Annotated in this window: 29 protein-coding genes, 1 tRNA gene and 1 pseudogene; 14 read left to right on the forward strand and 17 right to left on the reverse strand. The window is 68.7% G+C overall.

All coding sequences use genetic code 11. The annotated features are described in order from the left end of the window. Positions 1-62: 62 nt before the first annotated feature. From QFZ53_RS10240 to QFZ53_RS10250, 3 genes are read left to right on the forward strand one after another with little or no spacing between them, the layout of a single operon-like run. Positions 63-845, forward strand: coding sequence for an SDR family oxidoreductase (locus QFZ53_RS10240; RefSeq protein WP_307295998.1), 783 nt, complete (start codon positions 63-65; stop codon positions 843-845). Continuing rightward, positions 845-1,555: a uracil-DNA glycosylase gene (locus QFZ53_RS10245; RefSeq protein WP_292905282.1), complete on the forward strand. Its 711-nt coding sequence runs from the start codon at positions 845-847 to the stop codon at positions 1,553-1,555. The genes QFZ53_RS10240 and QFZ53_RS10245 overlap by 1 nt, the downstream gene beginning before the upstream one ends. Positions 1,556-1,559: 4 nt before the next feature. Further along, on the forward strand, positions 1,560-2,171 hold the full coding sequence (locus tag QFZ53_RS10250; protein ID WP_292905280.1) for a GNAT family N-acetyltransferase: 612 nt from the start codon (positions 1,560-1,562) through the stop codon (positions 2,169-2,171). Here the strand turns inward: QFZ53_RS10250 and QFZ53_RS10255 are convergent. The 7 genes and pseudogenes from QFZ53_RS10255 to QFZ53_RS10285 form a co-directional block, all read right to left on the reverse strand. Next, a complete protein-coding gene (locus tag QFZ53_RS10255; protein ID WP_307296003.1) occupies positions 2,160-2,954 on the reverse strand; it encodes an ABC transporter ATP-binding protein in 795 nt (264 codons plus the stop codon). The two genes, QFZ53_RS10250 and QFZ53_RS10255, sit on opposite strands and share 12 nt — an antisense overlap. Next, complete coding sequence (locus tag QFZ53_RS10260; protein WP_292905276.1) at positions 2,951-3,742, reverse strand: ATP-binding cassette domain-containing protein; 792 nt, start codon at positions 3,740-3,742, stop codon at positions 2,951-2,953. The genes QFZ53_RS10255 and QFZ53_RS10260 overlap by 4 nt, the downstream gene beginning before the upstream one ends. Further along, entirely contained in the window at positions 3,739-4,608 is an 870-nt protein-coding gene (locus QFZ53_RS10265) for an ABC transporter permease (RefSeq protein ID WP_292905274.1), read from the reverse strand. The genes QFZ53_RS10260 and QFZ53_RS10265 overlap by 4 nt, the downstream gene beginning before the upstream one ends. After that, on the reverse strand, positions 4,605-5,555 hold the full coding sequence (locus tag QFZ53_RS10270) for an ABC transporter permease (protein ID WP_307296008.1): 951 nt from the start codon (positions 5,553-5,555) through the stop codon (positions 4,605-4,607). Before QFZ53_RS10270 ends, QFZ53_RS10265 begins: the two co-directional genes overlap by 4 nt. Before the next feature lie 7 nt (positions 5,556-5,562). Then, positions 5,563-6,363 (reverse strand): ABC transporter substrate-binding protein, encoded by an 801-nt coding sequence (locus tag QFZ53_RS10275; protein WP_307296009.1) that lies wholly within the window; start codon positions 6,361-6,363, stop codon positions 5,563-5,565. A 112-nt stretch (positions 6,364-6,475) separates the two neighbouring features. After that, positions 6,476-7,231, reverse strand: a pseudogene (locus QFZ53_RS10280) (ABC transporter substrate-binding protein); the annotation flags it as partial. Next, complete coding sequence (locus QFZ53_RS10285) at positions 7,176-8,087, reverse strand: alpha/beta fold hydrolase (protein WP_307296011.1); 912 nt, start codon at positions 8,085-8,087, stop codon at positions 7,176-7,178. The pseudogene QFZ53_RS10280 and the gene QFZ53_RS10285, both read right to left, overlap by 56 nt. Before the next feature lie 173 nt (positions 8,088-8,260). Here QFZ53_RS10285 and QFZ53_RS10290 point away from each other — a divergent pair, with 173 nt between their 5' ends. The 3 genes from QFZ53_RS10290 to QFZ53_RS10300 are packed head-to-tail and all read left to right on the forward strand — an operon-like array spanning position 8,261 to position 9,952. Continuing rightward, a complete protein-coding gene (locus tag QFZ53_RS10290) occupies positions 8,261-8,737 on the forward strand; it encodes a carboxymuconolactone decarboxylase family protein (protein ID WP_292905266.1) in 477 nt (158 codons plus the stop codon). Then, the gene (locus QFZ53_RS10295; RefSeq protein ID WP_307296016.1) at positions 8,734-9,453 is read left to right on the forward strand and encodes a tyrosine-protein phosphatase; all 720 of its coding nucleotides are present in this window, start codon (positions 8,734-8,736) and stop codon (positions 9,451-9,453) included. The genes QFZ53_RS10290 and QFZ53_RS10295 overlap by 4 nt, the downstream gene beginning before the upstream one ends. Before the next feature lie 34 nt (positions 9,454-9,487). Next, the gene (locus tag QFZ53_RS10300) at positions 9,488-9,952 is read left to right on the forward strand and encodes an SIP domain-containing protein (RefSeq protein ID WP_307296019.1); all 465 of its coding nucleotides are present in this window, start codon (positions 9,488-9,490) and stop codon (positions 9,950-9,952) included. Here the strand turns inward: QFZ53_RS10300 and QFZ53_RS10305 are convergent. From QFZ53_RS10305 to QFZ53_RS10320, 4 genes are read right to left on the reverse strand one after another with little or no spacing between them, the layout of a single operon-like run. After that, the gene (locus QFZ53_RS10305) at positions 9,943-10,395 is read right to left on the reverse strand and encodes a Fe-S oxidoreductase (protein ID WP_292905260.1); all 453 of its coding nucleotides are present in this window, start codon (positions 10,393-10,395) and stop codon (positions 9,943-9,945) included. The genes QFZ53_RS10300 and QFZ53_RS10305 overlap by 10 nt on opposite strands. After that, positions 10,392-11,246 (reverse strand): arginase family protein, encoded by an 855-nt coding sequence (locus tag QFZ53_RS10310; protein ID WP_307296023.1) that lies wholly within the window; start codon positions 11,244-11,246, stop codon positions 10,392-10,394. The genes QFZ53_RS10305 and QFZ53_RS10310 overlap by 4 nt, the downstream gene beginning before the upstream one ends. 12 nt (positions 11,247-11,258) lie before the next feature. Then, on the reverse strand, positions 11,259-12,005 hold the full coding sequence (locus QFZ53_RS10315; protein WP_292905256.1) for a PspA/IM30 family protein: 747 nt from the start codon (positions 12,003-12,005) through the stop codon (positions 11,259-11,261). 55 nt (positions 12,006-12,060) lie between these two features. Continuing rightward, positions 12,061-14,115, reverse strand: a complete 2,055-nt coding sequence (locus QFZ53_RS10320; RefSeq protein WP_307296026.1) for a TPM domain-containing protein — start codon at positions 14,113-14,115, stop codon at positions 12,061-12,063. Between the two features lie 90 nt (positions 14,116-14,205). On the opposite strand from QFZ53_RS10320, the gene QFZ53_RS10325 reads away from it, so the two are divergent. The 5 genes from QFZ53_RS10325 (at position 14,206) to QFZ53_RS10345 (ending at position 18,283) form a co-directional block, all read left to right on the forward strand. Continuing rightward, a complete protein-coding gene (locus QFZ53_RS10325) occupies positions 14,206-15,048 on the forward strand; it encodes a DUF3097 domain-containing protein (protein ID WP_307296029.1) in 843 nt (280 codons plus the stop codon). Between the two features lie 74 nt (positions 15,049-15,122). Next, the gene (gene trmB, locus QFZ53_RS10330) at positions 15,123-15,848 is read left to right on the forward strand and encodes a tRNA (guanosine(46)-N7)-methyltransferase TrmB (RefSeq protein WP_307296031.1); all 726 of its coding nucleotides are present in this window, start codon (positions 15,123-15,125) and stop codon (positions 15,846-15,848) included. Then, complete coding sequence (locus QFZ53_RS10335) at positions 15,845-16,735, forward strand: CPBP family intramembrane glutamic endopeptidase (RefSeq protein WP_307296032.1); 891 nt, start codon at positions 15,845-15,847, stop codon at positions 16,733-16,735. Before trmB ends, QFZ53_RS10335 begins: the two co-directional genes overlap by 4 nt. A 26-nt stretch (positions 16,736-16,761) precedes the next feature. Next, a complete protein-coding gene (locus QFZ53_RS10340; protein WP_307296034.1) occupies positions 16,762-17,154 on the forward strand; it encodes a DUF1304 domain-containing protein in 393 nt (130 codons plus the stop codon). A gap of 52 nt (positions 17,155-17,206) precedes the next feature. After that, positions 17,207-18,283, forward strand: coding sequence for a DNA polymerase IV (locus tag QFZ53_RS10345; protein WP_307296036.1), 1,077 nt, complete (start codon positions 17,207-17,209; stop codon positions 18,281-18,283). A 68-nt stretch (positions 18,284-18,351) separates the two neighbouring features. On the opposite strand, the gene QFZ53_RS10350 is transcribed toward QFZ53_RS10345, so the two are convergent. The 4 genes from QFZ53_RS10350 to QFZ53_RS10365 all read right to left on the reverse strand — a co-directional run bounded on the left by QFZ53_RS10350 (position 18,352) and on the right by QFZ53_RS10365 (position 20,692). Further along, on the reverse strand, positions 18,352-18,753 hold the full coding sequence (locus QFZ53_RS10350; RefSeq protein WP_307296039.1) for a RidA family protein: 402 nt from the start codon (positions 18,751-18,753) through the stop codon (positions 18,352-18,354). Positions 18,754-18,834: 81 nt separating this feature from the next. Continuing rightward, positions 18,835-19,812: a zinc-binding dehydrogenase gene (locus QFZ53_RS10355; protein ID WP_307296042.1), complete on the reverse strand. Its 978-nt coding sequence runs from the start codon at positions 19,810-19,812 to the stop codon at positions 18,835-18,837. A gap of 11 nt (positions 19,813-19,823) precedes the next feature. Continuing rightward, on the reverse strand, positions 19,824-20,246 hold the full coding sequence (locus QFZ53_RS10360) for an organic hydroperoxide resistance protein (protein WP_292905240.1): 423 nt from the start codon (positions 20,244-20,246) through the stop codon (positions 19,824-19,826). Positions 20,247-20,260: 14 nt separating this feature from the next. Beyond that, entirely contained in the window at positions 20,261-20,692 is a 432-nt protein-coding gene (locus QFZ53_RS10365; protein ID WP_307296045.1) for a MarR family winged helix-turn-helix transcriptional regulator, read from the reverse strand. A 300-nt stretch (positions 20,693-20,992) separates the two neighbouring features. Between QFZ53_RS10365 and QFZ53_RS10370 the strand changes: the two genes are divergently transcribed. After that, positions 20,993-21,169 (forward strand): hypothetical protein, encoded by a 177-nt coding sequence (locus QFZ53_RS10370; protein WP_307296047.1) that lies wholly within the window; start codon positions 20,993-20,995, stop codon positions 21,167-21,169. Positions 21,170-21,250: 81 nt separating this feature from the next. Here QFZ53_RS10370 and QFZ53_RS10375 read toward each other — a convergent pair. Both QFZ53_RS10375 and QFZ53_RS10380 read right to left on the reverse strand, forming a co-directional pair. Next, positions 21,251-21,323: transfer RNA gene (locus tag QFZ53_RS10375), tRNA-Arg, on the reverse strand. A 16-nt stretch (positions 21,324-21,339) separates the two neighbouring features. Continuing rightward, the gene (locus QFZ53_RS10380) at positions 21,340-22,146 is read right to left on the reverse strand and encodes an SGNH/GDSL hydrolase family protein (protein WP_307296049.1); all 807 of its coding nucleotides are present in this window, start codon (positions 22,144-22,146) and stop codon (positions 21,340-21,342) included. A gap of 71 nt (positions 22,147-22,217) precedes the next feature. Here QFZ53_RS10380 and argS point away from each other — a divergent pair, with 71 nt between their 5' ends. Together argS and QFZ53_RS10390 are read left to right on the forward strand one after the other, a co-directional pair. Further along, entirely contained in the window at positions 22,218-23,882 is a 1,665-nt protein-coding gene (argS, locus tag QFZ53_RS10385) for an arginine--tRNA ligase (protein WP_307296053.1), read from the forward strand. A gap of 26 nt (positions 23,883-23,908) precedes the next feature. Further along, a complete protein-coding gene (locus QFZ53_RS10390; RefSeq protein WP_307296056.1) occupies positions 23,909-24,757 on the forward strand; it encodes an LmeA family phospholipid-binding protein in 849 nt (282 codons plus the stop codon). The last annotated feature ends 7 nt before the right edge of the window (positions 24,758-24,764 follow it).

Consider the following 24,764-nt stretch of genomic DNA (forward strand, 5'->3'; position numbering starts at 1 on the left):
GGGAAATGTGACGTAACAACCCGGCTTCCGTGTTCTGACGCGGAACGTCGTACGGTGGAGGCATGGTGAACAGGCGTGCAGTGGTGACAGGTGCGAGTTCGGGAATCGGCGAGGCGACGGTGCGCGCCCTGCGGACCCGCGGATGGGATGTCGTCGGGGTCGCGCGTCGCGCTGACCGTCTGGCGGCGCTCGCCGCGGAGACCGGAGCGCAGGTGATCTCCTGCGACCTGACAGATGCCGACGCCGTCTCCGAGCTCGTCTCCGAGATCGCCGCCACGGGGCCGGTGCACGCGCTCGTCCAGGTCGCCGGCGGCGCGCGGGGCACCGATCGGGTCGAGGACGCGTCCGTCGACGACTGGCAGTGGATGTACGACGCCAACGTGCTGGCGAGTCAGCGTCTGGTCGCAGGCCTCCTGCCGCTCCTGCGCAAGGCTGCGGCGGTCGACGGACACGCCGACACCGTGTTCGTGACCTCGACCGCCGCGCAGGTCGCATATGCGGGCGGCGGCGGCTACAACGCCGCCAAGGCGGCGCAGGCGATGCTCGTGCACGCGCTTCGCCTCGAGCTGAACGGCGAGCCGATCCGCGTCGCCGAGATCGCCCCCGGCATGGTGCACACCGAGGAGTTCACGCTGAATCGTCTCGGGGGAGATGCGATCGCGGCGGAGGCGGTGTACTCGGGTGTGGAGGCGCCCTTGCAGGCGAGCGATGTGGCCGATGTGATCGCCTACGCGCTCGAGGCGCCCGGACACGTGAATCTCGACCTGATCACGATGCGCCCGGTCGCCCAGTCGGCGAACCACCTGCTCGCGCGCGGACCGCTGCGCGTGCGCGCGGGCGAGTGATGCCAGGCCGCACCCTCGCCGAGCTGGCGGCGGACGGTCAGATCGATCCGGGCTGGGCGGAGGCTCTCGCGCCTGTGCAGCCCGTCATCACCGAGCTCGGCGAGCGTCTGCGCGCGGAACAGGCTGCGGGCAACGGCTACCTGCCGGCCGGCCCTCACGTCCTCCGCGCCTTCCAGCGCCCGCTCGCCGATGTGAAGGTCCTGATCACAGGGCAGGACCCGTATCCGACGCCGGGGCACCCCATCGGCCTCTCCTTCGCCGTCGACCGCGACGTGCGGCCGGTGCCGCGGAGCCTCGGCAACATCTACAAGGAGCGCCAGGATGATCTCGGCATCCCACCGGCGCCGCACGGGGACCTCACCGCATGGAGCGACCAGGGGGTTCTGCTGCTGAACCGGGTGCTCACCGTCCGCCCCGGCGAGGCGGCATCGCACCGCGGCTGGGGCTGGGAGAAGGTCACCGAACTCGCCATCCGCGCGCTCGTCGCACGCGAGCGGCCGCTCGTCGCGATCCTGTGGGGGAGGGATGCGGCGAACCTGCAGCCGCTTCTCGGGGGCACCCCGTCGATCGCCTCGGCGCACCCCTCGCCGCTCTCGGCCAGCCGTGGCTTCTTCGGATCGCGACCGTTCTCGCGCGCGAACGCGCTGCTCGAGCAGCAGGGAGTGGACGGCATCGACTGGCGCGTCGCCGGCGAGCACCCTCTAGGCTGAGCGCATGCAGTTCGAACCCGGCGATCGACGTCGCGTGCTGCCGCGTCATCTTCGCCCCGCTGCGGTCCCCGAGGTGTTCGCCTACGCGATCAGGCCCGCTCGAGCATCCGATCTCCCGCACATCCGGGAGATCTACAACCACTTCGTGAGCAACTCCGTCGTCACCCTCGATGAGGGGCGCAGCAGCATTCCGTACTGGCGCGAGAAGTTCGCTCTGCTCGCCAGGCTGCAGCTGCCGTTCCTCGTCGCCGTCTCACCGGGAGGCGTCGTGCTCGGATACGCGGTCGCGCAGCCCTGGGCGGGCAAGAACGCCTACCGGTACACGGTCGAGGATTCGATCTACCTGGGTCCGGGAGCCGGCGGCAAAGGGCTGGGAGCAGTCCTCCTGAAGGCGCTGATCGACGCGTGCGAGCAGCGCGGCATCCGCGAGATGGTCGCGGTGATCAGCGACAGCAAGGCGGAGGCGTCCATCCGGCTGCACGCGAAGTTGGGCTTCGTCGAGGCGGGGCGGATGGGACGCGTCGGCCACAAGTTCGGTCGCGAGCTCGGCACGATCTACATGAAGAAGGCTCTGAAGCCGGTGCGGCGGCGGAAGCTGTTCGGGTCAGGTCGCTGAGTCCGGAATCACCGGGATCGCCGCGAGCAGCGTCTGCGTGTACTCCTCCCGAGGATGCCGCAGAACTTCCTCGGTGGTTCCGCGCTCGACGATCCGACCGTCTTTCATGACGACCACCGCATCGCACAGATTCTGCACGACGCCGATGTCGTGCGACACCATCACGAGTGTGAGTCCGGTGGTGCGGCGCAACTCGATCAGGAGGTCGAGGATCTGCGCACGGACGGTGACGTCGAGCGCTGACAGCGGCTCGTCGCCGACGAGGATGCCGGGGCGATGCACGATGGCGCGAGCGAGGGCGATGCGCTGGCGTTGGCCACCCGAGAACTCGTGCGGATAGCGATCGGCCATGTCGGGTTCCAGCCCGACCTGTTCGAGGACCTCTCGGATCCTCGCCGCGTGATCCTCCTCGATGCGCAGCGCCCACAGCGGTTCGCCGATGATCTGCGCCGCGCTCATCCGGGGGTCCAGCGACGCGTAGGGGTCCTGGAAGACGAGTCCGGTCTGGCGGCGCAGCCAGTGCTGTGATCGGGCGGATGCCGTGGCATCCACTGCGCGACCGTCGACCGACACCGTTCCCTTCGTCGGACGGTCGAGTCCGAGGATCAGTTTGACCAGGGTGGACTTTCCGGAGCCCGACTCGCCGATGATCCCGACCGACGACCCCTCGACGATGTCGAGATCGGTCGGCGCGAGCGCAGTCTGAGTGCGGCCGCGCTCCCATGCCGAACGCTTCGGCACAGCGAACTCGCGGCTGAGGCCGCGGGTCTCGATCAGGCTCATTCCGGCCTCCCGTCTGGGCGCCACAGTGTCGCGGTCGCGTCGCGCAGCAGACCCTGGGTGATCGGCGACGACGGCGCCGTGAGTAGAGTCCGGACGGATGCCGCCTCGACGACGCGGCCGTGTTCGAGCACGACGCCGTCGGTCGCGACCTGGGCGAGCACCGCGAGGTCGTGGGTGATGAACATGAGCGACATGCCCTCGTTCTCGACCAGGTCCATCAGCAGCTTCAGGATCTCGGCCTGGATCGTGACGTCGAGTGCGGTGGTCGGCTCGTCGGCGATCAGGAGCTTGGGGCGGCACGCGAGGGCCATCGCGATCGCGACCCTCTGTCGCTGGCCCCCTGACAGCTGGTGCGGATAGCGATCGACGATCCGCTCCGGATCCGGCAGGCGCACGCGCGCGGCCTCGGCGATGGCTCGCTCACGCGCTTCCCGGCGTCCTATGCCGGTGTGGATGCGGATCGACTCGGCGATCTGCCGGCCGACCGTGCGGATCGGATTCAGTGCCGTGCGCGGCTCCTGGAACACGATGCCGATGTCGTCGCCGCGCAGCGCCGCGAGTTCGCGGTCGGGCATGCCGAGCAGTTCGGTGCCGTTCCAGCGGATGCTGCCGCTCGCGCGCGCCCCGTCGGGCAGCAGCCCGAGGATCGCGAGCGCGGTGAGCGACTTCCCCGATCCCGACTCGCCGATCAGACCGAGCTTCGCCCCGTCGGGCACGTCGAACGAGATCCCGTCGACGACACGGCGCCCGTCGATCTCGATCGCGAGTCCTTCGACCGTGAGGCTCATGCGACCACCCCCGGTGTGTGCACTTCGGCCGCGCGGTGGCGCAGCGTGGGGTCGGTGGCTTCGCGCAGACCGTCGCCGAGGAGGTTGAGGGCCAGCACGCTGAGCGTGATAGCGAGCCCGGGCCAGATGACCGAGAGCGGATGGACGCCGATGTAGCGCTGCAGGTCTGCGAGCAGCAGGCCCCAGCTGGGCTCTGTGACCGAGGCGCCGAAGCCGAGGTAGGAGAGCCCGGCTTCGGCGAGCACGGCGACCGCCATCGACCACGACAGCTGCACGATGAACACCGGGGCCACGTTGGGAAGCAGGTGCCGCAGAAGATTCTGGCTCGTCGTGAGTCCGGATGCGCGCGCGGCGAGAACGAAGTCGCTCTGCTGCACCCGACGCAGCTCGGGACGCGTGACACGGGCGATGTTCACGCCGAAGCCGATTCCGACCGACCAGATCACGACCCAGAGCGAGCCGCCCCACACGGAGGAGATCATCATGGCGATGAGCAGCACGGGGAAGGCGATGAGAATGTCCACGAGCACCGCGATCGTCTCGCGCAGCCATCGTGCGGTGAGTGCGCCGAGCGAGGCCAGGACGACGCCGACGAGCGTGGCCACGACCCCCGCTCCGATGCTCACGAAGACCGTGGTGCGGGCACCCGCCATGATCAGGCTGAGGATGTCCCGGCCGGTGTCGTCGGTGCCGAGCAGGTGCGGCCAGCTCGGCGGCAGCCAGCGGTCTCTGATCTCCGAGGCCTGGGGGTCGAACGGCGTCCACAGCAGCGAGACGAGGGCGAGCAGCGCGATGACCGACACGACGATCAGGCCGAAACGGCCCGTCGAGGTGGCCCACAGGCGGTGCAGCCAGCGGGGGATCATGCGGCCTCCCGCTGGCGGGGGTCGATGGCGCGGTGCAGCAGGTCGACGACGAACCCGACGACCAGCACGAATCCGGTGAGCACCAGCAGCTCGCTCTGCACCTTGATCAGGTCGCGCGTGCCGACGTCTGCGACCAGCATCCGCCCGATGCCGGGGAGCGTGAACAGCTGTTCGATCACGACCGAGCCGACGATGATGCCGGCGATCTGCAACCCGAGCACCGTGATGATCGACAACCCGACGGCGGGGATGCCGTGCTGGATCAGCGCCCGGGTGCGGGTGAGACCCTTGGCAGCGGCCGTGCGGACGAAGTCCTGGCCTGCGGCCTGCAGGGTCGCGCTTCGTACGAAGCGCATGAGCATGGCGCCCTCGACGATGCCGATCGTGAGGGCGGGGAGGATCAACGATTCGAGAGCCTTCCCCGGGGTGGACCAGCCGGTTCGGGGGAATCCCTGAGGCGGCAGCCAGCCCAGCCACACGGAGAACACGACGATCAGCATCATGCCCGCCCATACGACCGGAACAGCGGCCAGGGCCTGCGCTCCGACGCTGAGCGCGGTGCCCGCACGGCGCCCGCGCTGCAGTGCGGAGAGCACGCCGAAGGGAACGGCGATCAGCACCGCGATCAGCAGCGCGAGAAGCCCGAGCGGGATCGTGACCTGAGCCTTGAGGGCGAGTTCTTCGCTGACCGACGCCCCCGAGAGGAGCGAAGTGCCGAGATCCCCGTGCAGGATGCCGCCGATCCATTCGGCGTACTGCTGAGGCAGCGGCCGATTCAGCCCCAGGGACTCCCGAAGCGCCTCGACCTCGGCGGGGGATGCCTGCGTGCCCGCGATGAGCTGGGCCACGTCTCCGGGGAAGACGCGGAGAGTGAGGAAGATGAGCACGCTCGACACGAGGAGCCCTGCGATCAGCAGGGCTCCTCGGACGAGCGCGTAGCGGAGCAAATCGCGGCTATTTCTCGGAGCTGACGGTGACGCCCGCCAGGTCGATGCGCGAGTTGATCGAGTCCTTCGGGAAGCCGGAGACCAGCGGGCTGACCGCCGTGATCGTCTCACCGTTGTAGAGCCAGTCGGCGGCGTGATCCTTCGACACGATCTTCGCCGCCTGCGCCAGCAGTTTCGCCGATTCATCGGCATCGACCGTCTCCAGCGCCTTCGTGTACAGGCTCTGCACCTCGGGGTTGTCGTAGCCGAAGTAGTAGTCGGGGTTGGCGAAGTTGCCGAAGTCGCGCGGCTCGACGTGCAGCACGAAGCTCAGGTCGTAGTCATGGTTCGTGTACACGTCCTCGAGCCAGGCGGGGAACTCGACCGAGTCGACGTCAAGCGTGACGCCCACCTTCGCGAAATCCGAGATGAGCACCTTGGGGACGGTCGTGCCGTAGAACGACGGAATCGTCAGGGTGAGCTCAAGGTCTTCCTGGCCGGCCTCCTTGAGAAGCGCCTTGGCCTTCTCCGGGTCGTAGGAGATCACGTCGGACAGGTCCTGGTATCCGGGATCGAGCTCGGGGATCGGACCGTACAGAGTCGTGCCTGCGCCGACCGCCTCCACGAGTGCTTCGTGGTCGATCGCGAGCCGCAGCGCCTCGCGCACCCGGACGTCGTCGAGAGGCGCCTTGGCGTTGTTGAAGGCCAAGGTCGCCTTGTCGGTCGTGCGGCCGGTCGTGAGCGTGAAGTCGGTGCCCTCGAACTCCGTGACGAGGTTCGGGTCGACGGCGGTGAGCACCTGCACGCCGCCATCGAGCGCCGTGTTCACGCCCGCCGTGAAGTCGGGGATGTACTGGAACTCGACCTCTGCAACTCCGGCCTTTCTCGCCCCAGTACGAGTCGTTGCGCGCGAACGTGATCGCGCTGCCCTTGTTCCACCGGGTGAGCGTGAAGGGACCGGTGCCGTTCTCGGCCGTCTTGAGGTCGGTGGTGTCGCCGGTCTGGAACACCAGACCGGCGGGGCCGGTGAGTGCGAAGAGGAAGTTCTGGTTCGGCTTGTTCAGCACGATCTGCACGGTCGCGGCATCGGGAGCGGTGATGGATGCGACATCGGCGAACTCCGCGTTCCCCTGCACGGTGGCGTCGGTGCGGACCGCTTCGTACGACGCGACCACGTCGGCGGAGGTGAGCGCCGTTCCGCTGTGGAAGGCGATGCCGTCGTTCAGCGTGAACGTGTAGGTCAGGCCGTCGGAGGAGACCTCGTAGTCCGACGCGAGGCGTCCCTCGATCTCGTTGTCTTCCGTGCGGCTGACCAGCCCCTCGTAGATGTTGTCGATGAGGATCTGCTCGAGGGCGGCGCCACTGGTGTGACGGATGTCGAGGTTGGTGGGCTCGAGTACCAGGCCGACCTGCAGCGTGGCATCGGGATCGGGCTTTCCGGTGGATGTCGCCTCCGGTTCGGGAGCGGCGGAACCGGTGCAGGCGCTGAGGATCACGGCGGTGGCCGCGATCGCCGAGATCAGCGCGATTCGTCGGGTGCGACGGAACATGGGGTTTCCTCTCGGTCGGCAGGTGCTGTGTGCCGGTGGGTCGAGCCTAGGGATCGGGTGAGCGGGTACGGGTCGGGAACGGAACGGAACGTCACAAAACAGCGGAGACGACGGCGGCGAGCTCGGCGGGGGCGGTCTCCTGCACATTGTGGGTGGCGTTCACAGTGATCGCGCGCGCGGCGGGGACGCGGCGCAGGAATTCGTCGGCATCCGCTTCGCTGACGAAGCCGCCCGTCGCCCTGACCAGAGTGATCGGCGCAGACGCTTCCGCGAGATCCGCCCATCCGGTCTCGTGCAGGACCGAGGGCACTGCGGCGCTTCCCGCATCGTGTGCGGCGAGAGCCTGTGCGGCGAGATGCGCGAAATGATGCTTCCACTCGATGCGACCGTCCGGGCGGACACGCGTGTTGAGGAAGACGCCGCGCTCCGTCTCAGGGCGGGTGCCGCCGAACCCGAGAGAGATCGCCTTGTCGACGAGTTCCTCACGCGTGGCGAAGTCGGTCGGGCCCTCGTAGAAGGCGCGAAGCGCCGCAGGGCCGGCGGTGACGTCGATCCCGGGGGTGATGTCGACCACGATGATCTCGGACACGAGGTCAGGACGCGACGCGGCGAGGGCGGCGGCGGTGAGCCCGCCCAGCGACTGCCCGACGACGACCTGCGGATGCGTGGTCCACGCATCGAGCGCCAGGGCGACGTCGGCGGCGAGCGGGCGGGCGGTGTAGTCGGCATCGCCTCGCCAGGAGGAGTCGCCGTGGCCGGCCAGGTCTATCGCGAGTAGCGGTCGCTGCAGCGCGAGCGCCGTGGTGTCCCACGTGTGGGCGTTGAGTCCCGCGCCGTGCAAGAGGGTGACCTGCGGGGATTCCGTGCCGAAGCGCAGCGCGCTCAGGGTCCGGCCGTCGGGGAGTTCGAGAGAGAGCCGTTCGACGCGGGGGAGCGGAACCCCGAGTACCTCGGCCTGCGCGGGAAGATAGCTGAACTCGCTGATGTCGATCACCACCTGCATATTCTGCTCCCGACATGTTGCTCAGACGAAACTGCGGAGCAATCGGGCAAGAGAATTGTGCCACACAGTTCCATATACGCAACTCGATTAGCCGTTTGACTGTGCAATTCGCATTCTGGGGGGGTGTCCGTTCCACGGGCCGCCGCCTGCAGCGGTGCGAATATCATTGAGGCATGAGCGAGACGCGAGTGCACCTCTCCAAGACCGAACCGGCCGCGTATCACGCCCTCGACGAGTTCTCGAAGACCGTCGGCGACATCTGCGCGGCGAACGGCATCGACGACCGGCTCAAGGAGCTGGTCATGCTCCATTGCTCTCAGCTCAACGGATGCAGCTTCTGCACCCGTATCCACGTCGACCGTGCGCTCAAAGCGGGCCTCGACGCGGATGAGCTCATGCAGATCGCCGCCTGGCGCGAGAGCGGCGTCTTCACGGAACGCGAGCGCGCCGCTCTGGAACTGGCCGAGGCCTTCACCTTCATCGCCGAGGACGGGATCTCCGACGAGGTCTACGACCGGGTCGGCAGCGTCTTCACCGAGAAGGAGTATGCGGCACTGAGCTGGGCGTGCGTGTCGATCAACGCGTTCAACCGGATCGTCATCGCGGGGCGCTACCCGGTGCCTCCGCGCTCGCCGCAGGCGCAGGTATGACGGTCCTCGACGTCGAGGGAGTCGCGAACGTCCGGGACGTCGGCGGCATCCCCGCCGCGGGCGGCCGGATCCGGGCGGGCGTACTGCTGCGCTCGGGGCAGCTGTCGGGCGCGACGCCCGCAGGCGCGAGTGCCCTGAGCGAACGGGTCTCGCACATCGTCGACCTGCGCGACGGTGAGGAGATCGCGGCTGAGCCGACCGAGATCGTCGGCCCCGCGACCACGCATCTGCCGCTGTTCCTCGGTTCCGTGCGCTCGTTCTTCGAAGCCGACACGAGCCTCGACGACCTCTATCTTCATCTGCTCGAGGAGAGCGGGGAGCGTCTCGTGGAGGCGATCCGGATCATCGCCACCGGTGAGACGACGCTCGTGCACTGCACGGTGGGGAAGGACCGCACCGGCGTCACCGTGGCCCTCGCGCTCGCGGCGGTCGATGCCGACCGTGAGGCGATCATCGCCGACTACGCCCTCACCGAATCGCAGCTGCCGAGGGAGCGGACGCAGCGCATCGCCGCGTACCTGCGTGCGCAGCATCCCGAAGCGGTGCACGCTGTCGCTCTCGCGACCCAGTCACCGGCTCGCGTGATGCGCGCCCTCCTCGAGAAGGTCGACGAGCGATGGGGATCGGCCGCCGGTTATCTCCGCACGAACGGGATGACGCATGCCGAACTGGATTCCCTGAGGGCGGCGCTGGTCGAACCCGCAACGCAAGGTTAGGCAAGCCTTGGCTGGGTGATACGATAGAGACATCATGAGCACCTCTCTCGACACTCGCAGCACACGCGCGGAGCGCCGCGCGGCACGTCGCCGTGCGCATCATCTGGTGACGGCCGATGAGAGTTCGCTGCTCGAGCTCGAGGCGTTCCTCGCGACGCTGCCGCTGTGCGCGTCGGGACGGATCTTCATCGAGGTGCCGGAGTCCGCAGACATCTCACGTGTCGAGGCGCCCGATCGCATGACCGTGACCTGGCTCGCCCGCGGTGAGCGCTCCGGCGCCCCCGGCACCGGCCGAGCGTGCGCGCCGGGCGAGGCGCTGGCGCGGGCGACTTGCGCCTGGGCCGACGAGATGCTGTGCGATGACGAGGTCGAGACGCACGTCACGCTGCTCGGCGGATTCCTGGGCACGGCGGACATCGTCGACCACCTGACCTCTGAGCTGGGTGTCCAGCCGACGCAGATCCGGGTCCCCGAGCGCTTCGGCCTGCTTCAGCGCTGACGATCGGCGCCGGAGCGGCGGACGTAGTTGCCGTCCTCCAGCCCTGCTTCGATCTCGAAGCGGTTGCGCAGCGGGTCGCGGCCGGCGAACAGGTACAGGACCGGCATCAGGAACCCGTACCGCAGCCACTGCGCCTTGTGCACGGCCTCGTGTCGCAGGATGGCGTCGCTGGGCCTGGCGTCGCCCGTGAGGAAGCACCCGCCCACGCAGACACCGCCGCGGTTGTACGTCCAGCCCGGCATGCCGCGGAAGATCCAGAGCCCATTGCGCCGTTCCACAGGTCCTGTGCTCCACATCGATCCCCAGACCCACCCGACCGCAGTGCCCCACCAGTAGCCGATCCGGCTGAGGGGAGAGCGCAGGAGGAACGACGGGATGCGCCGGTCGACACGGCGTCCGCGTGCGAGAGCGGCCTCTGCCGCAGGGCGCCAGTCGTCGGTCACGCCACGGCACCGACGAGTCGGAGAAGAGCGCCGAGATCGTCGACGGCGTCGGCGGGCGTGCGCGGCGCGAAGCCCGAGATCGTGGCGCCGGCCAGAGGCACGCGGTCGCGCAGCCGGCGGATCGCGGTGCTCAACGCCGACGTGGTGAGGCCGAAAGGCGCGGCCTCCGACACCCCGGACAGCTCGGCCGGGTCGAGCACGTCGACGTCGATGTGCACCCACACCCTGCGAGCACCGGTCGCCGCGACGGCATCGGCGACAGCATCCGCCGAATCGAGATCTGAGACGGAGAGCGAGGTCAGCCCGTCGACCTGTGCGACTTCTTCATCGTCGAGGTTGCGCATGCCCACCGTGATGACCCGATCGCGCGGAACTCCCGGTGAGAGCGCCAGCTGAGGCTCTCCTTCGCCGAGTACGGCGCGCAGAGCCATCCCGGAGAACGCGCCCGAAGGTGAGGACTCGGGGGTGTTCATATCGGCGTGGGCGTCGCACCAGACGACCGCGAGGTCGTCTGTGCCGCCTGGGAGCGCCGCGAGAGCGGCGGCGGTGACGCTGCAGTCGCCGCCGATCACCACGGTGTCGGCGGTCATCGCCTCGGCGACGAGCTCACGAGTTCGCAGCAGTGAGCTCAGCCGGCGTACGCCGGTGCCCAGAGACTCACCCGCCTCGACCGGGACGTCGAGCACCGTCGTCGCCGCGCGCGGCAGATCTCCGGCGATCGCGGTGGCTCCGTCGACGAGGAGCATTGCCCGGGTGGCGGGGGAGCCCTGCCACTGCGGGACGACGAGGAAACGCACCACGGGTGCCTCCAGAGGGAAAGAGCGGATGCCCCGGACCACGGTCCGAGGCATCCGCAGGGTGTGTCAGGAGCCTTCGATGGCCTGCTGCGGAGCTGCGGTGCCGCCCGCCTTGAGCTCAGCGAGGCGTGCCTCCACCTCGGTGAGCTCACCGAGGTCCTCGAGGCTCTCGAACTGCGCGTCGAGGCTGGATGCCGCAAGCTCGGCCTTGCCCTGAGCAAGAGCCTCCTGGCGGCGGACCTTGTCTTCGAAACGGCCCAGTTCGCTGGTCGGGTCGAGCACGTTGATCGAGCCGACCGCGTCCTGCACCTTGGTCTGAGCCTCGGCGACCTTCGCGCGAGCCAGCAGCTCGCTGCGCTTGGTCTTCAGCTCGCCGAGCTTCTCCTTCATGCCGTTGAGGCCCGACTTGAGCTTGTCGACGATCTCGGTCTGCGACGCGATCTGCGGCTCCGCCGCCGACGCCTCGCGCTCCGAGCTGATCTGGCGCTGCAGCGCGATCTTGGCGAGACTGTCGAACTTGTCTGCGTCCGCCGCGTTGCCCGCGGTGCGCATCTCGTCGGCCTTGCGGCTCGCGGCGAGCGCCTTGTTGCCCCACTCGGTCGCCGACTGGACGTCTTCCTCGTGGTCGCGCTCGAGCAGGCGCAGGTTGCCGATGGTCTCCGCGATCGCCGACTCTGCATCGGCGATGTTGTTCGTGTAGTCGCGGACGAGCTGGTCGATCATCTTCTGCGGGTCCTCGGCGGAGTCGAGGAGCGCGTTGATGTTCGCGCGGACGAGGGTCGAGATTCGTCCGAAGATGGACTGCTTGGTCATGCGGTTTCCTTTCAGAGGGTCCTGATTGAGATCTTCACTTATGCGCCTATGGAAATCAGAAGCGTCCGCCGCCGGAGCGCCCGGATCTACCGCCGCCGCCTCCTCCGCCGCCGAAGCCGGAGCTGCGGAAACCGCTGCTCCCGCCGGAGCGCCACCCGCTGCGGCTAGATGACCCGCCTCCGCCACCACCACCGGACAGCAGGCCGCCGATGATGCCGCCGAGGATGTCGCCGCCGAGGCCGGAGCCGCTTGAACGGGAGCCCCCGAAGGGGTCGCCGCCCCAACCGCCACCCGAGGAGTACGAGGAGACGTCGGACTGGGCGTAGGAGCTGGCCTGCCGAGCGAGTTCCAGCGCGTTCTGGGCGACGGCGAGCGCCTGCTCGGGGTTCGCGGTTCGCAGTCCCAGCGCTTCGCTGAGCCCCGCTTCGGCCTGTGAGAGGCGTGTCCGGGCGGTGCTGCCGACGGTTCCACGTCGCGTCTCGATGAAGTCCCTGGTCGATCGGACCTGCGCGTCGGCCTGGGCGAGGGTCTGCTCGAGCATCTGCTGCGTGCGTCGAGCGCGCTCGATGCTCTCCCGTCCCTGGGCGATGGCCGCGTCGATCTGCGTGTTCGCCGCGGTGAGGGCCTCCAGCACACGCTGCGGGCTGCGGGAGTCCCCGGTCAGGTTCGCCTGCGCCTGCTGCAGCTGCTGCTGCACGTTCGCCGCGGCCTGGGCGGTGGCGCCGGCGGCATCTGGGAGCTGTTGCGCAGTCGCGATATCGCCCTGCAGATCGGACATGAGCGTCCGCGCCTGGGATTCGATCGAGGCGAGATCGGCGCCGAGGGTCGTGATCGCGGCGGCAAGCTGCCCCGCTTGGGCGACGGCCTGTTCGGCCGTGCGGATCGCGAAGGCGGCATCACCGGTCTTGCCTGTCGTGATGGCCTGGGCCGCGGCTTCGATCGACCTGTCGGCGAGAGCGATGCGCTCCTGCGCCTGGGCCGGATTGTCTGCGACGGTGCTCAGCGCGGCGGGGTCGTACTCGGCGGCGAGCGCTGCGAGAGCGGGAGCCGCGCCCGCGAGCACGGGCTGCAGCGCGGTGCGCTCGGCCCGTACGCGATCGAGCTCCTGGGGGGCGTTCTCCTGAAGCCTGCGCAGGGCGTCGAAGGCCTCGGTGTTGTCATCGAGCACGTCGTCGATCTCGTCGCAGAGCTGGATGATGCGGATGTGCCACGCGCGGCGGTCGTAGACGGTGTCTTCGATCTCGTCGTCGAGCTTCTGCTTGATGTCGAACGCCTCCGACATCTTCGTCTTCGCCGCTTCGATCGCCACGGAGAACTCGGATGTGGCGCTCTCGCCGAACTGCGCGACCGCGAACCCGAGCTCCTCTTTGCTGGAGGTCAGCGCGTCGTCGGCCCGCACGAGTGCGGCGCCGGCCTGCGTCTGGACCTGCTCATCGGTGAGGGTCGAGAACGGGTCGTTCGGGTCGGGCTTCTCCGGCATGGCGCCTCGCCGGCGCGCCTCGGCGTTGCGTCGGCCGCGCGCGATCAAGGCGACGATGAGCCAGACCAGCAGCGCGGCGACGACGATCCCGCCGATGATCAGGAACACTCGGACCGCACCGGCCCCGCCGTCTCCCTGGATCTCGTCTGCCGCGAGGATGATCGCGCCGTCCCAGTCGTCCTGGGCGAGAAGGGGCTGGATCTTCTCCTCGACGTCGTCGAGCTTGCCCTCGCTGAGCGGTCCGCCCTGCGCGGCGGAGATGTAGTAGCTGCGCCCTTCGACCGCGATCGCGAGGAGGTACTGCTCGGGGCCGAGGCTGTTGTTCTGTGCGACGGCATCAGCCCACGCGACGTAGTCGGACGGCGAGGTGAAGTCGTCGACGAGCACCACGAACAGATCCGCCGTGGAGTTCTCGGTCAGCGTCTGCAGACGAGCCTCGACGTCTTTCTTCTCAGTCGAGCTGAGGACGCCGGCGTCGTCGGTGACGTAGCCCTGGTCGAGCTGAACGGGGTCGGTCGCCGATGCCGCTGAGGCAGAGAGCAGCCCCGCGACGAGCGCCGTCATCACTGCGACCAGCGCGAGCCAGCGAGTCCTCATGTGCGTCCCTCCGACCGGCAGCCGTGCCCCCATGCGTCGAGTCTATGCACACACGACGACACGCGACAGCATCCGGGCGCTGATGGGCGTTCGCCCTCAGCGCAGACACATACGCTGGAGAGCATGGACGACAGGTATGGATCGGATGTGCTCGCCGCCGGGTGGCGGGAGCGCGCCGCGAAGCCGGTGCCCGAGGTGCCCGCCGAGCTCGATCTCGTGGTCGAGGTCGCCGGCGACGGCTACTGCGGCGCCGTGACCAAGGTGCAGGCCGGCAATGTCGAACTCGAGGACTGGAAGGGGCGCACGCGCCTGTTCCCGTTGGGAGGCGGGTTTCTCGTCGAGGGGAAGCCCGTGAAGCTCGTCCCGCCGAAGGCGGTGCAGCAGGGGCCGAGGCGGACGGCATCCGGATCGTTCGTCGTCGCGGATCAGCGCGCGCGCACCGCGCTTCCCAGCCGGATCCTCGTCGAGGGCAAGCACGACGCCGAGCTCGTGGAGAAGGTGTGGGGAGCCGATCTCCGCGTCGAAGGCGTCGTGGTCGAGTTCCTGCAGGGGGTCGATCTGCTCGACGCCCTCCTCGACGCCGAACCGCCGAGCGCGACCAGGCGCTACGGCGTGCTCGTGGACCATCTCGTGCCCGGGTCCAAGGAGTCCCGGATCGCGGATGCCGTCGCGCGCGGGCCGCATGGGCGCCACATCCGCATCGTCGGGCATCCCTTCGTCGACGTCTGGCAGTGCGTGACTCCGAAGGCCCTCGGCATCGCGAGATGGCCGGAGATCCCACGCGGCACCGACTGGAAGACGGGCATCTGCCGCGCATTCGGCTGGCCCTACGAGACCCAGGCCGACACGGGGCTCGCCTGGCAGCGCATCCTGTCGAAGGTGCACACCTATCGCGATCTCGAGCCTGCGCTGCTGGGTCGTGTCGAGGAGCTGATCGATTTCGTCACGGAGCCAGCAGGCCGCTGAGCAGGCCCGTCGACGGGTTCCCGGACCTCCTCGGTGTTGCTGAGCCCGTCGGAGCGCCCCGGTACCCTGGAACAATGCCCGAACCCCGCACTTTCCGCGACGAACCGGTGTCCTTCGTGCGCCGCAGCGGCCGGATGTCCGACGCGCAGGAGCGCGCCTTCGCAGAACCCGCTGCGCACTACCTGCTCGACGTGCCGAGAGACGTCGCCTGGACTTCCGTGCATCCCGAGGCCCGGCTGGATCCGGCATCCGAGTACGGCCGCGAGGCGGACCTCTTCGTCGAGATCGGCTCAGGGCAGGGGCACGCGATCGTGGCGGCCGCGTCATCCCGCCCCGACGACGACTTCCTCGCCGTCGAAGTGTTCCGCGCCGGCCTCGCCCGCACCATGCTCGACGCCGACAGGTCCGGAGCCCGCAACCTCCGTGTCGTCGAGGCGAACGCGCCCGAGGTGCTCTCCTCATATCTGCCGGAGGGCGCGGCGGCCGAGGTGTGGATCTTCTTCCCCGATCCATGGCACAAGAAGAAGCACACCAAGCGTCGCCTCGTGCGCGAGGGCTTCGGCGCGACCGCGGCTCGTGCGCTCCGCGACGGCGGTCTGCTGCGTCTCGCGACCGACTGGGAGGAGTACGCGGTGCAGATGCGCGAGGTTCTGGACGCCGATCCTCTGTTCGAGCGGGCTTACGAGGGGGAGTGGGCAGAACGCTTCGAGGGCCGTGTCATGACCGCTTTCGAGCGCAAGGGCATCGCCAAGGGCCGGGACATCCGCGATCTCGTCTACCGGAGGACACCGCGCGCATGAGCGGCGTGCGGCGTGATGCAGCCGTCTGGCCCGGCCTCGCGCCCGCTCTGATCGTGTGCGCCGCGGCGCCCGCGTTCTTCGTGCTGCGGATCGCCTGGCTCGGCTGGGTGCTGCTCGCCGTGGGCATCGGCGCCGCCTGGTTCATCGAGCGGGGCCGCAGCCGACAGGGTGAGGTCGTGAGCGTGGGGGCGCGCCGCTCGACGGCACGCGCGATCGGCATCCGTCAGGAGCCATCGCTCACCCGCGATCTCGCGCTGATCGCGCTGGGTCTTCTGATCGTGAGCGTCATCCCGCTGGCCGCCGAGCTCGACAACCCCGCCATGCTGCGGTTCACCCTGGCGCTCGGAGGAGCAGTGGCCGCGCCGTATCTCGTGTCGCGATACGTCTTCCGCGACCGCGCGATCAGCTTCCCGTGGCGCGCCCGGCGCCCGTGGGGCCGGTTGCAGTGGAGCTGGCTCATCGCCGTGCTGATCCTGGGCTGGCTGATCCTCCCGTTCTACTTCATCACCAGCGGCGTCTACCAGAACTGGCCCGTCGTCGACTCGCCCGAGCTGATCGCGCGTCTGTTCGTGGGCGTGGGCGCGGTCGGCATCTGGGACGAGCTGTTCTTCATCTGCACGGTGTTCGCTCTGCTGCGCCGGCATTTTCCGGATGCTCTCGCCAACGCACTGCAGGCGATCGTGTTCGTGTCGTTCCTCTGGGAACTGGGCTATCGCGCGTGGGGGCCCGTGCTGACGATCCCGTTCGCGCTGCTGCAGGGGTTCATCTTCCTGCGCACGCACTCGCTCGCCTACGTCGTCACGGTGCATCTGCTCTTCGATGCGGTGGTGTTCGCTGTGCTCGTGCATGCGCACAATCCGGGCCTGCTGCCGATCTTCCTGGTGTGAGGGCCCGGATGCGGGATGATGAATGCATGATCATCGCCGGACTCGTCCTCGCCGCGGCCGCAGCCGCCTTCCACGTCTTCATCTTCGCGCTCGAGTCCCTGAAGTGGACCGAGCCCGAGACCCGCAAGATCTTCGGCGTCGCCAGCGAAGCGGATGCCGTCACCACGAAGCAGCTGGCGTTCAACCAGGGCTTCTACAACCTCTTCCTCGCCCTCACCGCCCTTCTGGGAGTCGGTCTGGTCATCATGGGTGCGACGACGGTCGGACTCACGCTGGTCTTCGCGGGCACCGGCATGATGCTCGCGGCCGCGCTCGTGCTGATACTCTCCGACCGCTCCAAGGCGCGTGCGGCGCTCATGCAGGGCACTCTGCCGCTGCTGGCCGTCGTCGTGACGGCGATCGGCGTCTCGCTGAGCTGAGACATCCGCTCAGGGGGTGACAGCGTCCCGCTCAGCCGTCACACTCGTGTGCATGGCTGACTGGGTGCTGCACGTCGACATGGATCAGTTCATCGCGGCCGTCGAAGTCCTGCGCAGGCCGGAGCTGGCCGGGGTCCCGGTGATCGTGGGTGGACGAGGCGACCCGACCGAGCGTGCAGTGGTGTCGACGGCGTCCTATGAAGCGCGCGCGTTCGGCATCGGCTCGGGGATGCCGCTCAAGATCGCGGCACGCAAGGCGCCCGAGCACGCCGTCTTCCTCCCCGTCGACCACCAGGCGTACGAGGCGGCTTCCCATGAGGTGATGGCGACGCTGCGCGCTCTGCCCGGGGCGGTGCTCGAGGTGATCGGCTGGGACGAGTGCTTCCTGGGCGTCTCCTCCGACGCCCCGGAATCCGTCGCCGGTTCGGCCCAGACCGCGGTGCTCGACGCGACAGGACTGCATTGCTCTGTCGGCATCGGCGACAACAAGGTGCGAGCCAAGATCGCGACGGAGTTCGGCAAGCCTCGAGGAATGTTCCGGCTGACGGCTGCGAACTGGTTCGAGGTGATGGGGGAGAAGCCGACGAGAGATCTCTGGGGCGTCGGTCCGAAGGTGAGCAAGCGTCTCGCAGACCACGGCGTGAAGACCATTCGCGAACTCGCCGACGCCGATGAGCAGGAGCTCATCGGCGAGTTCGGCCCGCGTATGGGGGTCTGGTATCGGGAGCTCGGCTCGGGGATCGGGCCGAGAGTCGTCGATCCGACGCCCTGGGTGGCTCGCAGTCACAGCCGGGAGACGACGTATCAGCAGAACCTGACGACGGCCGAGGAGGTCGAGGCGGCGATCCGCACCCTCGCGGGCAGTTCGTTCGACGACTGCGCAGCGGAGGGTCGACCGGTCGTCCGCGTGCATCTCAAGGTGCGCTACGCGCCGTTCGAGACGAAGACGTTCGGCCGCAAACTGCCTGCGCCGACCGAGAGCCGCGACGAGTTCATCGAGGCGGCCCTCGCCCTCGGCCGCACGCTCGACGGGGAGCGGGAGGTCAGGCTGCTCGGCGTCCGCGCGGAGATGACGATGCCCGACGAGGGGGATGCCTCCGAGCGCACTCCGGTGCGCGGCCGGATCTGAGGCCTGTCGCAAAGCGCCGAACCGGTGACCTTGTCTTTACGAGTCACACGGTCGGTGCGCGTGCGTGTTCAGCCGCGGATGACCGCAGCGACGGCGCTCACCTCGATGATCGCGCCGGGAAGTCCGAGGCCGGCCACGATCGCCGCAGTCACGAGCGGAGGCGCCCCGTCTCGCGCGAGTTTCGAGGCGACAGCGCCGTAGGCGGCCCGCAGGTCGGCGTCCTGATGGATGAAGACGGTCCAGCTGACGACGTCTTCGAGCCCGGCACCTGCGGCTTCTAGCGCCACGCGGGCGTTCTCGACGGCGCGGAGCGATTGCTCGCCGGCATCCGCCGAGACGACCGCACCGGTCTCATCGACGCCGTTCTGACCGCCGACGTAGATCGTCGTGGCACCCGGCGGAACGACGGCGACGTGACTGAACGCAGGACTGACGACGAGTCCTGCGGGCTGCATGAGTGTGATGTCCATGTCGTCAGTATGCGCGCGACCTCGGACGCCGGGCATGACGAAGGGCGAGGACCGCCGCCCCCGCCCTTCGTCACGAATGGTTCAGAACTTCAGCAGCACCTTGCCGACGCGGCCCGGAGTGCGGCTCGCGCGCATGGCGTCTGCCGCATCCGCCGCGTCGAACACCCCGGCGACGGGGAGCGTGAGCGTCCCGTCGCTCACCCGCTGGATGAGCTCGCCGAACAGGGCGCCGCGCGTCGCGGCATCCGTCGTCTGGATGACCTTGCTTCCCCAGAAGCCCTTGACGGTCGCCTGCTTGAAGATGACGTCGCCCGATGCGATCTCCATGATCGGAGAGTTCATCGCGCCGAACGCGACGAGGGTGCCGTTCTCGGCGAGCAGTGACAGCACCTGGCCCGATGCGGCACCGCCGACGGAGTCGACACCGGCGACGATCGGCGCGCCGCCGGTGATCTTCGCCGCCTGCTCGGCCCAGTCCGACTGGTCGGTCGCGACGACGTTCTCGATGCCCTGAGCGCGCAGCTCCTCGACGCCGGCAGAACGGCGCACGAGACCGAGCACGTTCACGCCGCGCGCGGCGCCGAGCTGCGCCAGCATCCGGCCGACCGCGCCGTTGGCGGCGTTCTGGACGATCCAGTCGCCGGGCTTCACCTCGAGGAACTCCAGCAGACTGATCGTGCTGAAGGGCATCGACACCAGCTGGGAGGCGACCTCGTCAGACAGCGACGCCGGTACCGGGATGAGTCCGGCGGCATTCGCGACGATGTACTCGGCCCAGGCGCCGAAGGTTCCGCCGGTGGCGACGCGCTGACCGATGGCGAGACCGTCGACGCCCTCGCCGAGCGCATCAACGATGCCGAGAGCCTCGGTGCCCGACGCGGCGGGCAGCTCGGGCTTGAATCCGTAGGTGCCTCGGATGGTCCAGATGTCGTGATTGTGGATCGGCGAGAGCACGATGCGCAGCCGCACCTGGCCGGGGCCGGGCTCGGGCAATGGCCGCTCTTCGACGGTCAGAACGTCTTCGGGCTCGCCGAAGGTGTGATGGATGAGTGCGCGCATGGTTCTACTCCTCAGTCGTCCGAGACGGTGATGTCGACGTCGATGTTTCCGCGGGTGGCGTTCGAGTACGGGCACACCTGGTGCGCCGCGTTCGCGAGTTCGACGGCCTGCTCGTGGGGGAGGTCGGGGATGACGACCTCGAGCTGCACGGCGAGTCCGAACCCGCCTTCGCCGTTCGAGCCGATCTGCACGCGAGCGCCGACCGAGGAGTCGACGATCGAGACCTTCTGTGCTCGGGCGACGGTCTGCAGCGCCGAGTGGAAGCACGCGGCGTAGCCGGCGGCGAACAGCTGCTCGGGGTTCGCTCCGTCGCCGGAGCCGCCGAGCTCCTTCGGGACGGCGAGGGTGAAGTCGAGCCGGCCTTCGCTCGTCGCGACGCGGCCGTTGCGGCCGGCGCCTGTGGCGAGGGCCTCGGCGGTGTACAGGGCTTCCATCGTGTGGATTCCTTTCAGTGGGTGCTGTTCTGCAGCAGGGTGGTGAGTTCTTGGAGTTCGGCGATCAGGCGGCGGCGGTGGGCATCGTCGCGGATGCCCGCGAGCTCGGCGATCCGAGCGCGGATCGGGGCGACCTCGGCTCGCAGCGCCGTGCCCTCGGCTGTGAGCTGCACCGTGACGACGCGCTCGTCGTTCATGCTGCGGGCCTTGGTGACGTAGCCGGTCTGCTCGAGTCGGCGGACCAGGGGAGAGAGAGTGCCCGAGTCGAGCTGCATCATGTCGCCGAGGGAGCCGATCGTCTGCTCTCCCTCGTTCCACAGGATCGCGAGCACGAGGTACTGCGGGTAGGTGAGCTTCCAGGGCGCCAGCAGGGCGCGGTACGCCTGCGTCGTCGCGCGGGCGGCGGAGTACAGCGAGAAGCACACCATCTCATCGGTCACGGGCATGACTGAAGTATTGCACGCAATTAAATTGTGCACAACTTAATTGCGTTCCTGTGAGGGCGTACATGTTCGGCGCGTACGGTCAGGACATGACCACAGCTCAGCCGTCCCGCGAGGACGGCGAAGGAGACTCGGCGTTCCGACGATCGGGTCCAGCCGCTCCCCAGCGCGACGGCGACATCGAACGCGCGAGGTCCTTGAAGCCCATTCACATCGCGTCTCATCATCCCGAAGTCGAGTGATGAGCTGACCGACGACAGCCGATCGCCGGCGTACCAGAACGCACTACGAAAGGAACTCGTCATGTCTGTGGGAGATCACATCAAAGCCGCGTCGGAGAGCGCGACGAACCTCACCAAGCGGGTCGTCGACGCTGTGGAGAACAAAGTCGACGACGTCACCGACGCCGTGGAGAACGCCGCGCACGATGCGGGCGACAAGATCCGACGCGTCGCCGGCGGCGTGCGCGAGAGCGAATAACGCGACACGCGCAGTGCGCCCTTCAGCGCCGCGAAACGTGAAGAGGCCCGTCCGAATGGACGGGCCTCTTTCGCGAAAACGTGCCCCCGGAGGGATTCGAACCCCCGACCTACGGTACCGGAAACCGGCGCTCTATCCCCTGAGCTACGGAGGCGCACCGAACGACAATATCACTGGTTGGAGGTGCTCTCCGACCCACCGGCGACGGTGACCGGGGCAGCGCCGAGATCGACGAGATCGGCGGAGAGCCTCTCGGCCAGATAGCGGTGCCCTTCGGTGGAAGGATGCCTGCGCCCGAAATCCACGTCGATCACGTCGAGGTAGTTGGACGGTGTGATCCAGTTCTCCCCGATGGGCGAGATGTACCACCAGCCGCGCTCGGCGGCGAGGGCTGCGAGGTCCGTGTCGATGCGGGCGGTTCCGGCACCGACGGGCAGCAGATGCGGGGCCGGCCCCAGGATCACGATCTGCGCCTCGGGGTAGGTGGCCGCCATCGCGTCCCAGGCCGCCGTCACGGCCTCTCGATAGCCGGCCTCACCCTGTTCACGGTCATTGATCGAGCCCTGGATGATCACGAGGTCGGGCGACAGCGCGGGATCGAGCGCGGCGATGCGCTCGCCGAAGGCCGGACCGTCGAGGCCCGGCTTCAGGTAGCCGCTGCCACGGACGCCGTTCACGGTCGTCGCGCCGTCGAGGAGTTCGGCGAGAACGTAGGCGTATCCCAGGGTCGGGTCGGAAGCGGCGGATCCGTACGTCCAGGAGTCGCCGAAGACGAGGACGGACGGATGCTCCGGCAGCACCAGGGGAGCGGGAGCGATCGTGACGGCTTCCTCGGAACCCGCACCGGCGACCTGCGCCGTGGACGCGGCCTGCGACCAGGGGCGCCACACACCCAGGACGACGGCCACGAGCGCCAGAACGACGGCGATGGCGAGCACCGCGGGGAGCGTGCGGCGGCGACGGGACGCGGCATTCATGGCATGACTGTAGATCACCGCATCCGCCCTGCAAATTCCGTGGCCGCGACGCGCCGTAAACTTGTGAGTCTATGAACCCTGAAACGCTCGCCCAAGCCCTTCTCGCCGTCCTCGCACCGATTGCCGCCGAGCGACGTCCGGGCGAGCCGCTCGGGCTCTCGGCATCCGACATCGTCTTCGAACGTCCCCGCAACCGCGACCACGGCGACTGGGCGTCGAACGTCGCCATGCGTCTGGCCAAGCCCCTCGGAACCAACCCGCGCGAGCTCGCACAGCAGATCGCCGACGGCCTGGCCACGATCGACGGCGTCTCGAGCGCCGAGGTGGCCGGTCCCGGGTTCATCAACATCCGTCTCGACGCCGCGGCGGCGGGCGCGCTCGCCAAGACGATCGTCGACGCGGGCGAGAGCTACGGCCACAACGACTCGCAGCAGGGCGTCAGCGTGAACGTCGAGTTCGTGTCGGCGAACCCGACCGGTCCGCTGCACATCGGCCACACGCGCTGGGCCGCCCTCGGCGACTCGATCGTGCGGCTGCTGCTCGCGAGCGGAGCGAATGCCGTGCGCGAGTACTACATCAACGACGCGGGTGCGCAGATGGACCGCTTCGCGATCTCGATCGTCGCGGCCGCCAAGGGAGAGCCCACGCCCGAGGGCGGCTACCCGGGCGAGTACATCGCTGCTCTCGCCGGCCGTGTGCTCGAAGCCCGCCCCGATCTGCTCGGTCTTCCCGACGACGAGCAGCTCACCGTCGCGCGTGATCTCGCCTACGACTATCAGCTCGCCGAGATCAAGGGCTCGCTGGAGCGGTTCAACGTGCCCTTCGACGTCTGGTTCTCGGAGCGGACGCTGCATGCCAAGGGCGAGGACGGCACGAGCTTCATCGATCAGGCCGTCGACCGTCTGCGCGAGCAGGGCCACGTCTTCGACGAGGACGGCGCCGTCTGGGTGCGCACGACCGACTTCGGAGACGACAAGGACCGCGTGATCCGTCGTTCGAACGGCGAGTACACGTACTTCGCCGCCGATGCCGCGTACTACCTCAACAAGGGCGATCGCGGCTTCCAGAACAAGATCTACCTGCTCGGCGCCGACCACCACGGCTACGTGCACCGCCTCAAGGCGATCGCCGGCGCGGCCGGCGACGACCCCGAGAAGAACATCCAGGTGCTGATCGGCCAGCTCGTGTCGATCCGCGGCGCCCGTCTCAGCAAGCGTGCGGGCAACATCATCGAGATGGACGACCTGCAGGCCTGGATCGGCACGGATGCGCTGAGGTATGCGCTGGAGCGCTCGCCCGCGGACTCGCCGCTCGACCTCGACCCCGAACTGCTGCAGAAGCGCACGAACGACAACCCCGTCTTCTACGTGCAGTATGCGCACGCCCGCACGCACAATGTGGCTCGCAATGCGGCCGATTCCGGCGTCGACCGCAGCGTGTTCGCGCCCGAGACGCTCACGCACGAGACCGAGGCGGCGCTTCTCGGTGCGCTGCAGGAGTTCCCGCGCATCGTCGGCTTCGCCGCCGAGATCTGCGAGCCGCACCGCGTCGCCCGCTACCTGGAGGAGCTGGCTGGTCTCTACCACCGCTGGTACGACAACTGCCGGGTGATCCCGCAGGGCGACGACCCCGTCGAGAGCGTGCACCGTACGCGGCTCTGGCTGAACGACGCCGCGGGCCAGGTGCTCCGCAACGGCCTGGCGCTCCTCGGAGTGTCCGCCCCCGAGCGCATGTGACCCGACGGGTGCGGCAGGATTGGGGGATGAGCGACGACAATCCCACACTGCCGTACCCCGAGTCCGGCGGCGAGCATGAGACGCTCGTCATCCCGGGAGAGCGAGGAACTCAGGCCCCGCCCCGCACCCGCCGGCGGAAGCGCTGGCCGTGGGTCCTGCTCATCGTGGTCGTGGTGATCGCCGCGCTCGCCGTCGCCGCTGAACTTCTCGCCCGCGCGCTTCTCCCCGGCATCGTCCGCGGCATGGTGGTCGAGCAGCTCGATCTGCCCGCAGACCAGCAGCTCGACGTCGACGCGGCGGGCATCCTGCTGCCGCAGCTCATCGGCGGCCGCCTGGACAGTCTTCACCTGTCGACGGATGCTGTGACGCTCGAAGGGATCACGGGCGCCGTCGATGTCACCGCGACCGGTGTGCCGCTCAGCGGCGGTGACCTGGACGGAGCCGCGGGAACCATCCGCATCGACGAGACGCAGTTCACTGCGCTCCTCGCAGGCACCGACCTGCCCGTCGACTCCGTCGCGTTCGATGCGCCGGACGCGACGGTGGCCGGATCGGCCAACGTGCTCGGAATGTCGGTCCCGATCACGCTCACCCTCACGCCGGGGGTCGCGGAAGGCGACCTCGAGCTCACGCCGGTGCAGCTCACGGTCGGCGGTCTCGTCGTCGACGCCTCTCAGGTGGGCTCGTCGCTCGGGTCGATCGGGGAGCGGCTCACCGAGCCGCAGCGCGTCTGCATCGCCGATCAGCTGCCGGCCGGGATCACCCTCACGGCGCTCACGATCGACGGGAGCGAGGCGGTCATCGACGTCGACGTGAACGGCGCGATCGCGACCGACCCGACTCTCCTCGAGAAGGGCGTCTGCCCCGGACGCTGACGGTGCC

The organism is Microbacterium natoriense (assembly GCF_030816295.1).
In the GTDB taxonomy this organism is placed as follows: domain Bacteria; phylum Actinomycetota; class Actinomycetes; order Actinomycetales; family Microbacteriaceae; genus Microbacterium; species Microbacterium natoriense_A.

Excerpts from the sequence above, each read along its gene's own strand:
- QFZ53_RS10295 (WP_307296016.1), top strand. The coding sequence starts at position 8,734 with ATGACGGTCCTCGACGTCGAGGGAGTCGCGAACGTCCGGGACGTCGGC.
- QFZ53_RS10340 (WP_307296034.1), top strand. The coding sequence starts at position 16,762 with ATGATCATCGCCGGACTCGTCCTCGCCGCGGCCGCAGCCGCCTTCCAC.
- QFZ53_RS10335 (WP_307296032.1), top strand. The coding sequence starts at position 15,845 with ATGAGCGGCGTGCGGCGTGATGCAGCCGTCTGGCCCGGCCTCGCGCCC.
- argS (WP_307296053.1), top strand. The coding sequence starts at position 22,218 with ATGAACCCTGAAACGCTCGCCCAAGCCCTTCTCGCCGTCCTCGCACCG.
- QFZ53_RS10310 (WP_307296023.1), bottom strand. The coding sequence starts at position 11,246 with ATGCCTCGGACCGTGGTCCGGGGCATCCGCTCTTTCCCTCTGGAGGCA.
- QFZ53_RS10365 (WP_307296045.1), bottom strand. The coding sequence starts at position 20,692 with ATGCCCGTGACCGATGAGATGGTGTGCTTCTCGCTGTACTCCGCCGCC.
- QFZ53_RS10300 (WP_307296019.1), top strand. The coding sequence starts at position 9,488 with ATGAGCACCTCTCTCGACACTCGCAGCACACGCGCGGAGCGCCGCGCG.
- QFZ53_RS10380 (WP_307296049.1), bottom strand. The coding sequence starts at position 22,146 with ATGAATGCCGCGTCCCGTCGCCGCCGCACGCTCCCCGCGGTGCTCGCC.
- trmB (WP_307296031.1), top strand. The coding sequence starts at position 15,123 with ATGCCCGAACCCCGCACTTTCCGCGACGAACCGGTGTCCTTCGTGCGC.
- QFZ53_RS10320 (WP_307296026.1), bottom strand. The coding sequence starts at position 14,115 with ATGGGGGCACGGCTGCCGGTCGGAGGGACGCACATGAGGACTCGCTGG.
- QFZ53_RS10260 (WP_292905276.1), bottom strand. The coding sequence starts at position 3,742 with ATGAGCCTCACGGTCGAAGGACTCGCGATCGAGATCGACGGGCGCCGT.
- QFZ53_RS10355 (WP_307296042.1), bottom strand. The coding sequence starts at position 19,812 with ATGCGCGCACTCATCCATCACACCTTCGGCGAGCCCGAAGACGTTCTG.
- QFZ53_RS10265 (WP_292905274.1), bottom strand. The coding sequence starts at position 4,608 with ATGATCCCCCGCTGGCTGCACCGCCTGTGGGCCACCTCGACGGGCCGT.
- QFZ53_RS10390 (WP_307296056.1), top strand. The coding sequence starts at position 23,909 with ATGAGCGACGACAATCCCACACTGCCGTACCCCGAGTCCGGCGGCGAG.
- QFZ53_RS10255 (WP_307296003.1), bottom strand. The coding sequence starts at position 2,954 with ATGAGCCTGATCGAGACCCGCGGCCTCAGCCGCGAGTTCGCTGTGCCG.
- QFZ53_RS10285 (WP_307296011.1), bottom strand. The coding sequence starts at position 8,087 with ATGCAGGTGGTGATCGACATCAGCGAGTTCAGCTATCTTCCCGCGCAG.
- QFZ53_RS10345 (WP_307296036.1), top strand. The coding sequence starts at position 17,207 with ATGGCTGACTGGGTGCTGCACGTCGACATGGATCAGTTCATCGCGGCC.
- QFZ53_RS10315 (WP_292905256.1), bottom strand. The coding sequence starts at position 12,005 with ATGACCAAGCAGTCCATCTTCGGACGAATCTCGACCCTCGTCCGCGCG.
- QFZ53_RS10350 (WP_307296039.1), bottom strand. The coding sequence starts at position 18,753 with ATGGACATCACACTCATGCAGCCCGCAGGACTCGTCGTCAGTCCTGCG.
- QFZ53_RS10360 (WP_292905240.1), bottom strand. The coding sequence starts at position 20,246 with ATGGAAGCCCTGTACACCGCCGAGGCCCTCGCCACAGGCGCCGGCCGC.
- QFZ53_RS10240 (WP_307295998.1), top strand. The coding sequence starts at position 63 with ATGGTGAACAGGCGTGCAGTGGTGACAGGTGCGAGTTCGGGAATCGGC.
- QFZ53_RS10370 (WP_307296047.1), top strand. The coding sequence starts at position 20,993 with ATGTCTGTGGGAGATCACATCAAAGCCGCGTCGGAGAGCGCGACGAAC.
- QFZ53_RS10245 (WP_292905282.1), top strand. The coding sequence starts at position 845 with ATGCCAGGCCGCACCCTCGCCGAGCTGGCGGCGGACGGTCAGATCGAT.
- QFZ53_RS10250 (WP_292905280.1), top strand. The coding sequence starts at position 1,560 with ATGCAGTTCGAACCCGGCGATCGACGTCGCGTGCTGCCGCGTCATCTT.
- QFZ53_RS10290 (WP_292905266.1), top strand. The coding sequence starts at position 8,261 with ATGAGCGAGACGCGAGTGCACCTCTCCAAGACCGAACCGGCCGCGTAT.
- QFZ53_RS10325 (WP_307296029.1), top strand. The coding sequence starts at position 14,206 with ATGGACGACAGGTATGGATCGGATGTGCTCGCCGCCGGGTGGCGGGAG.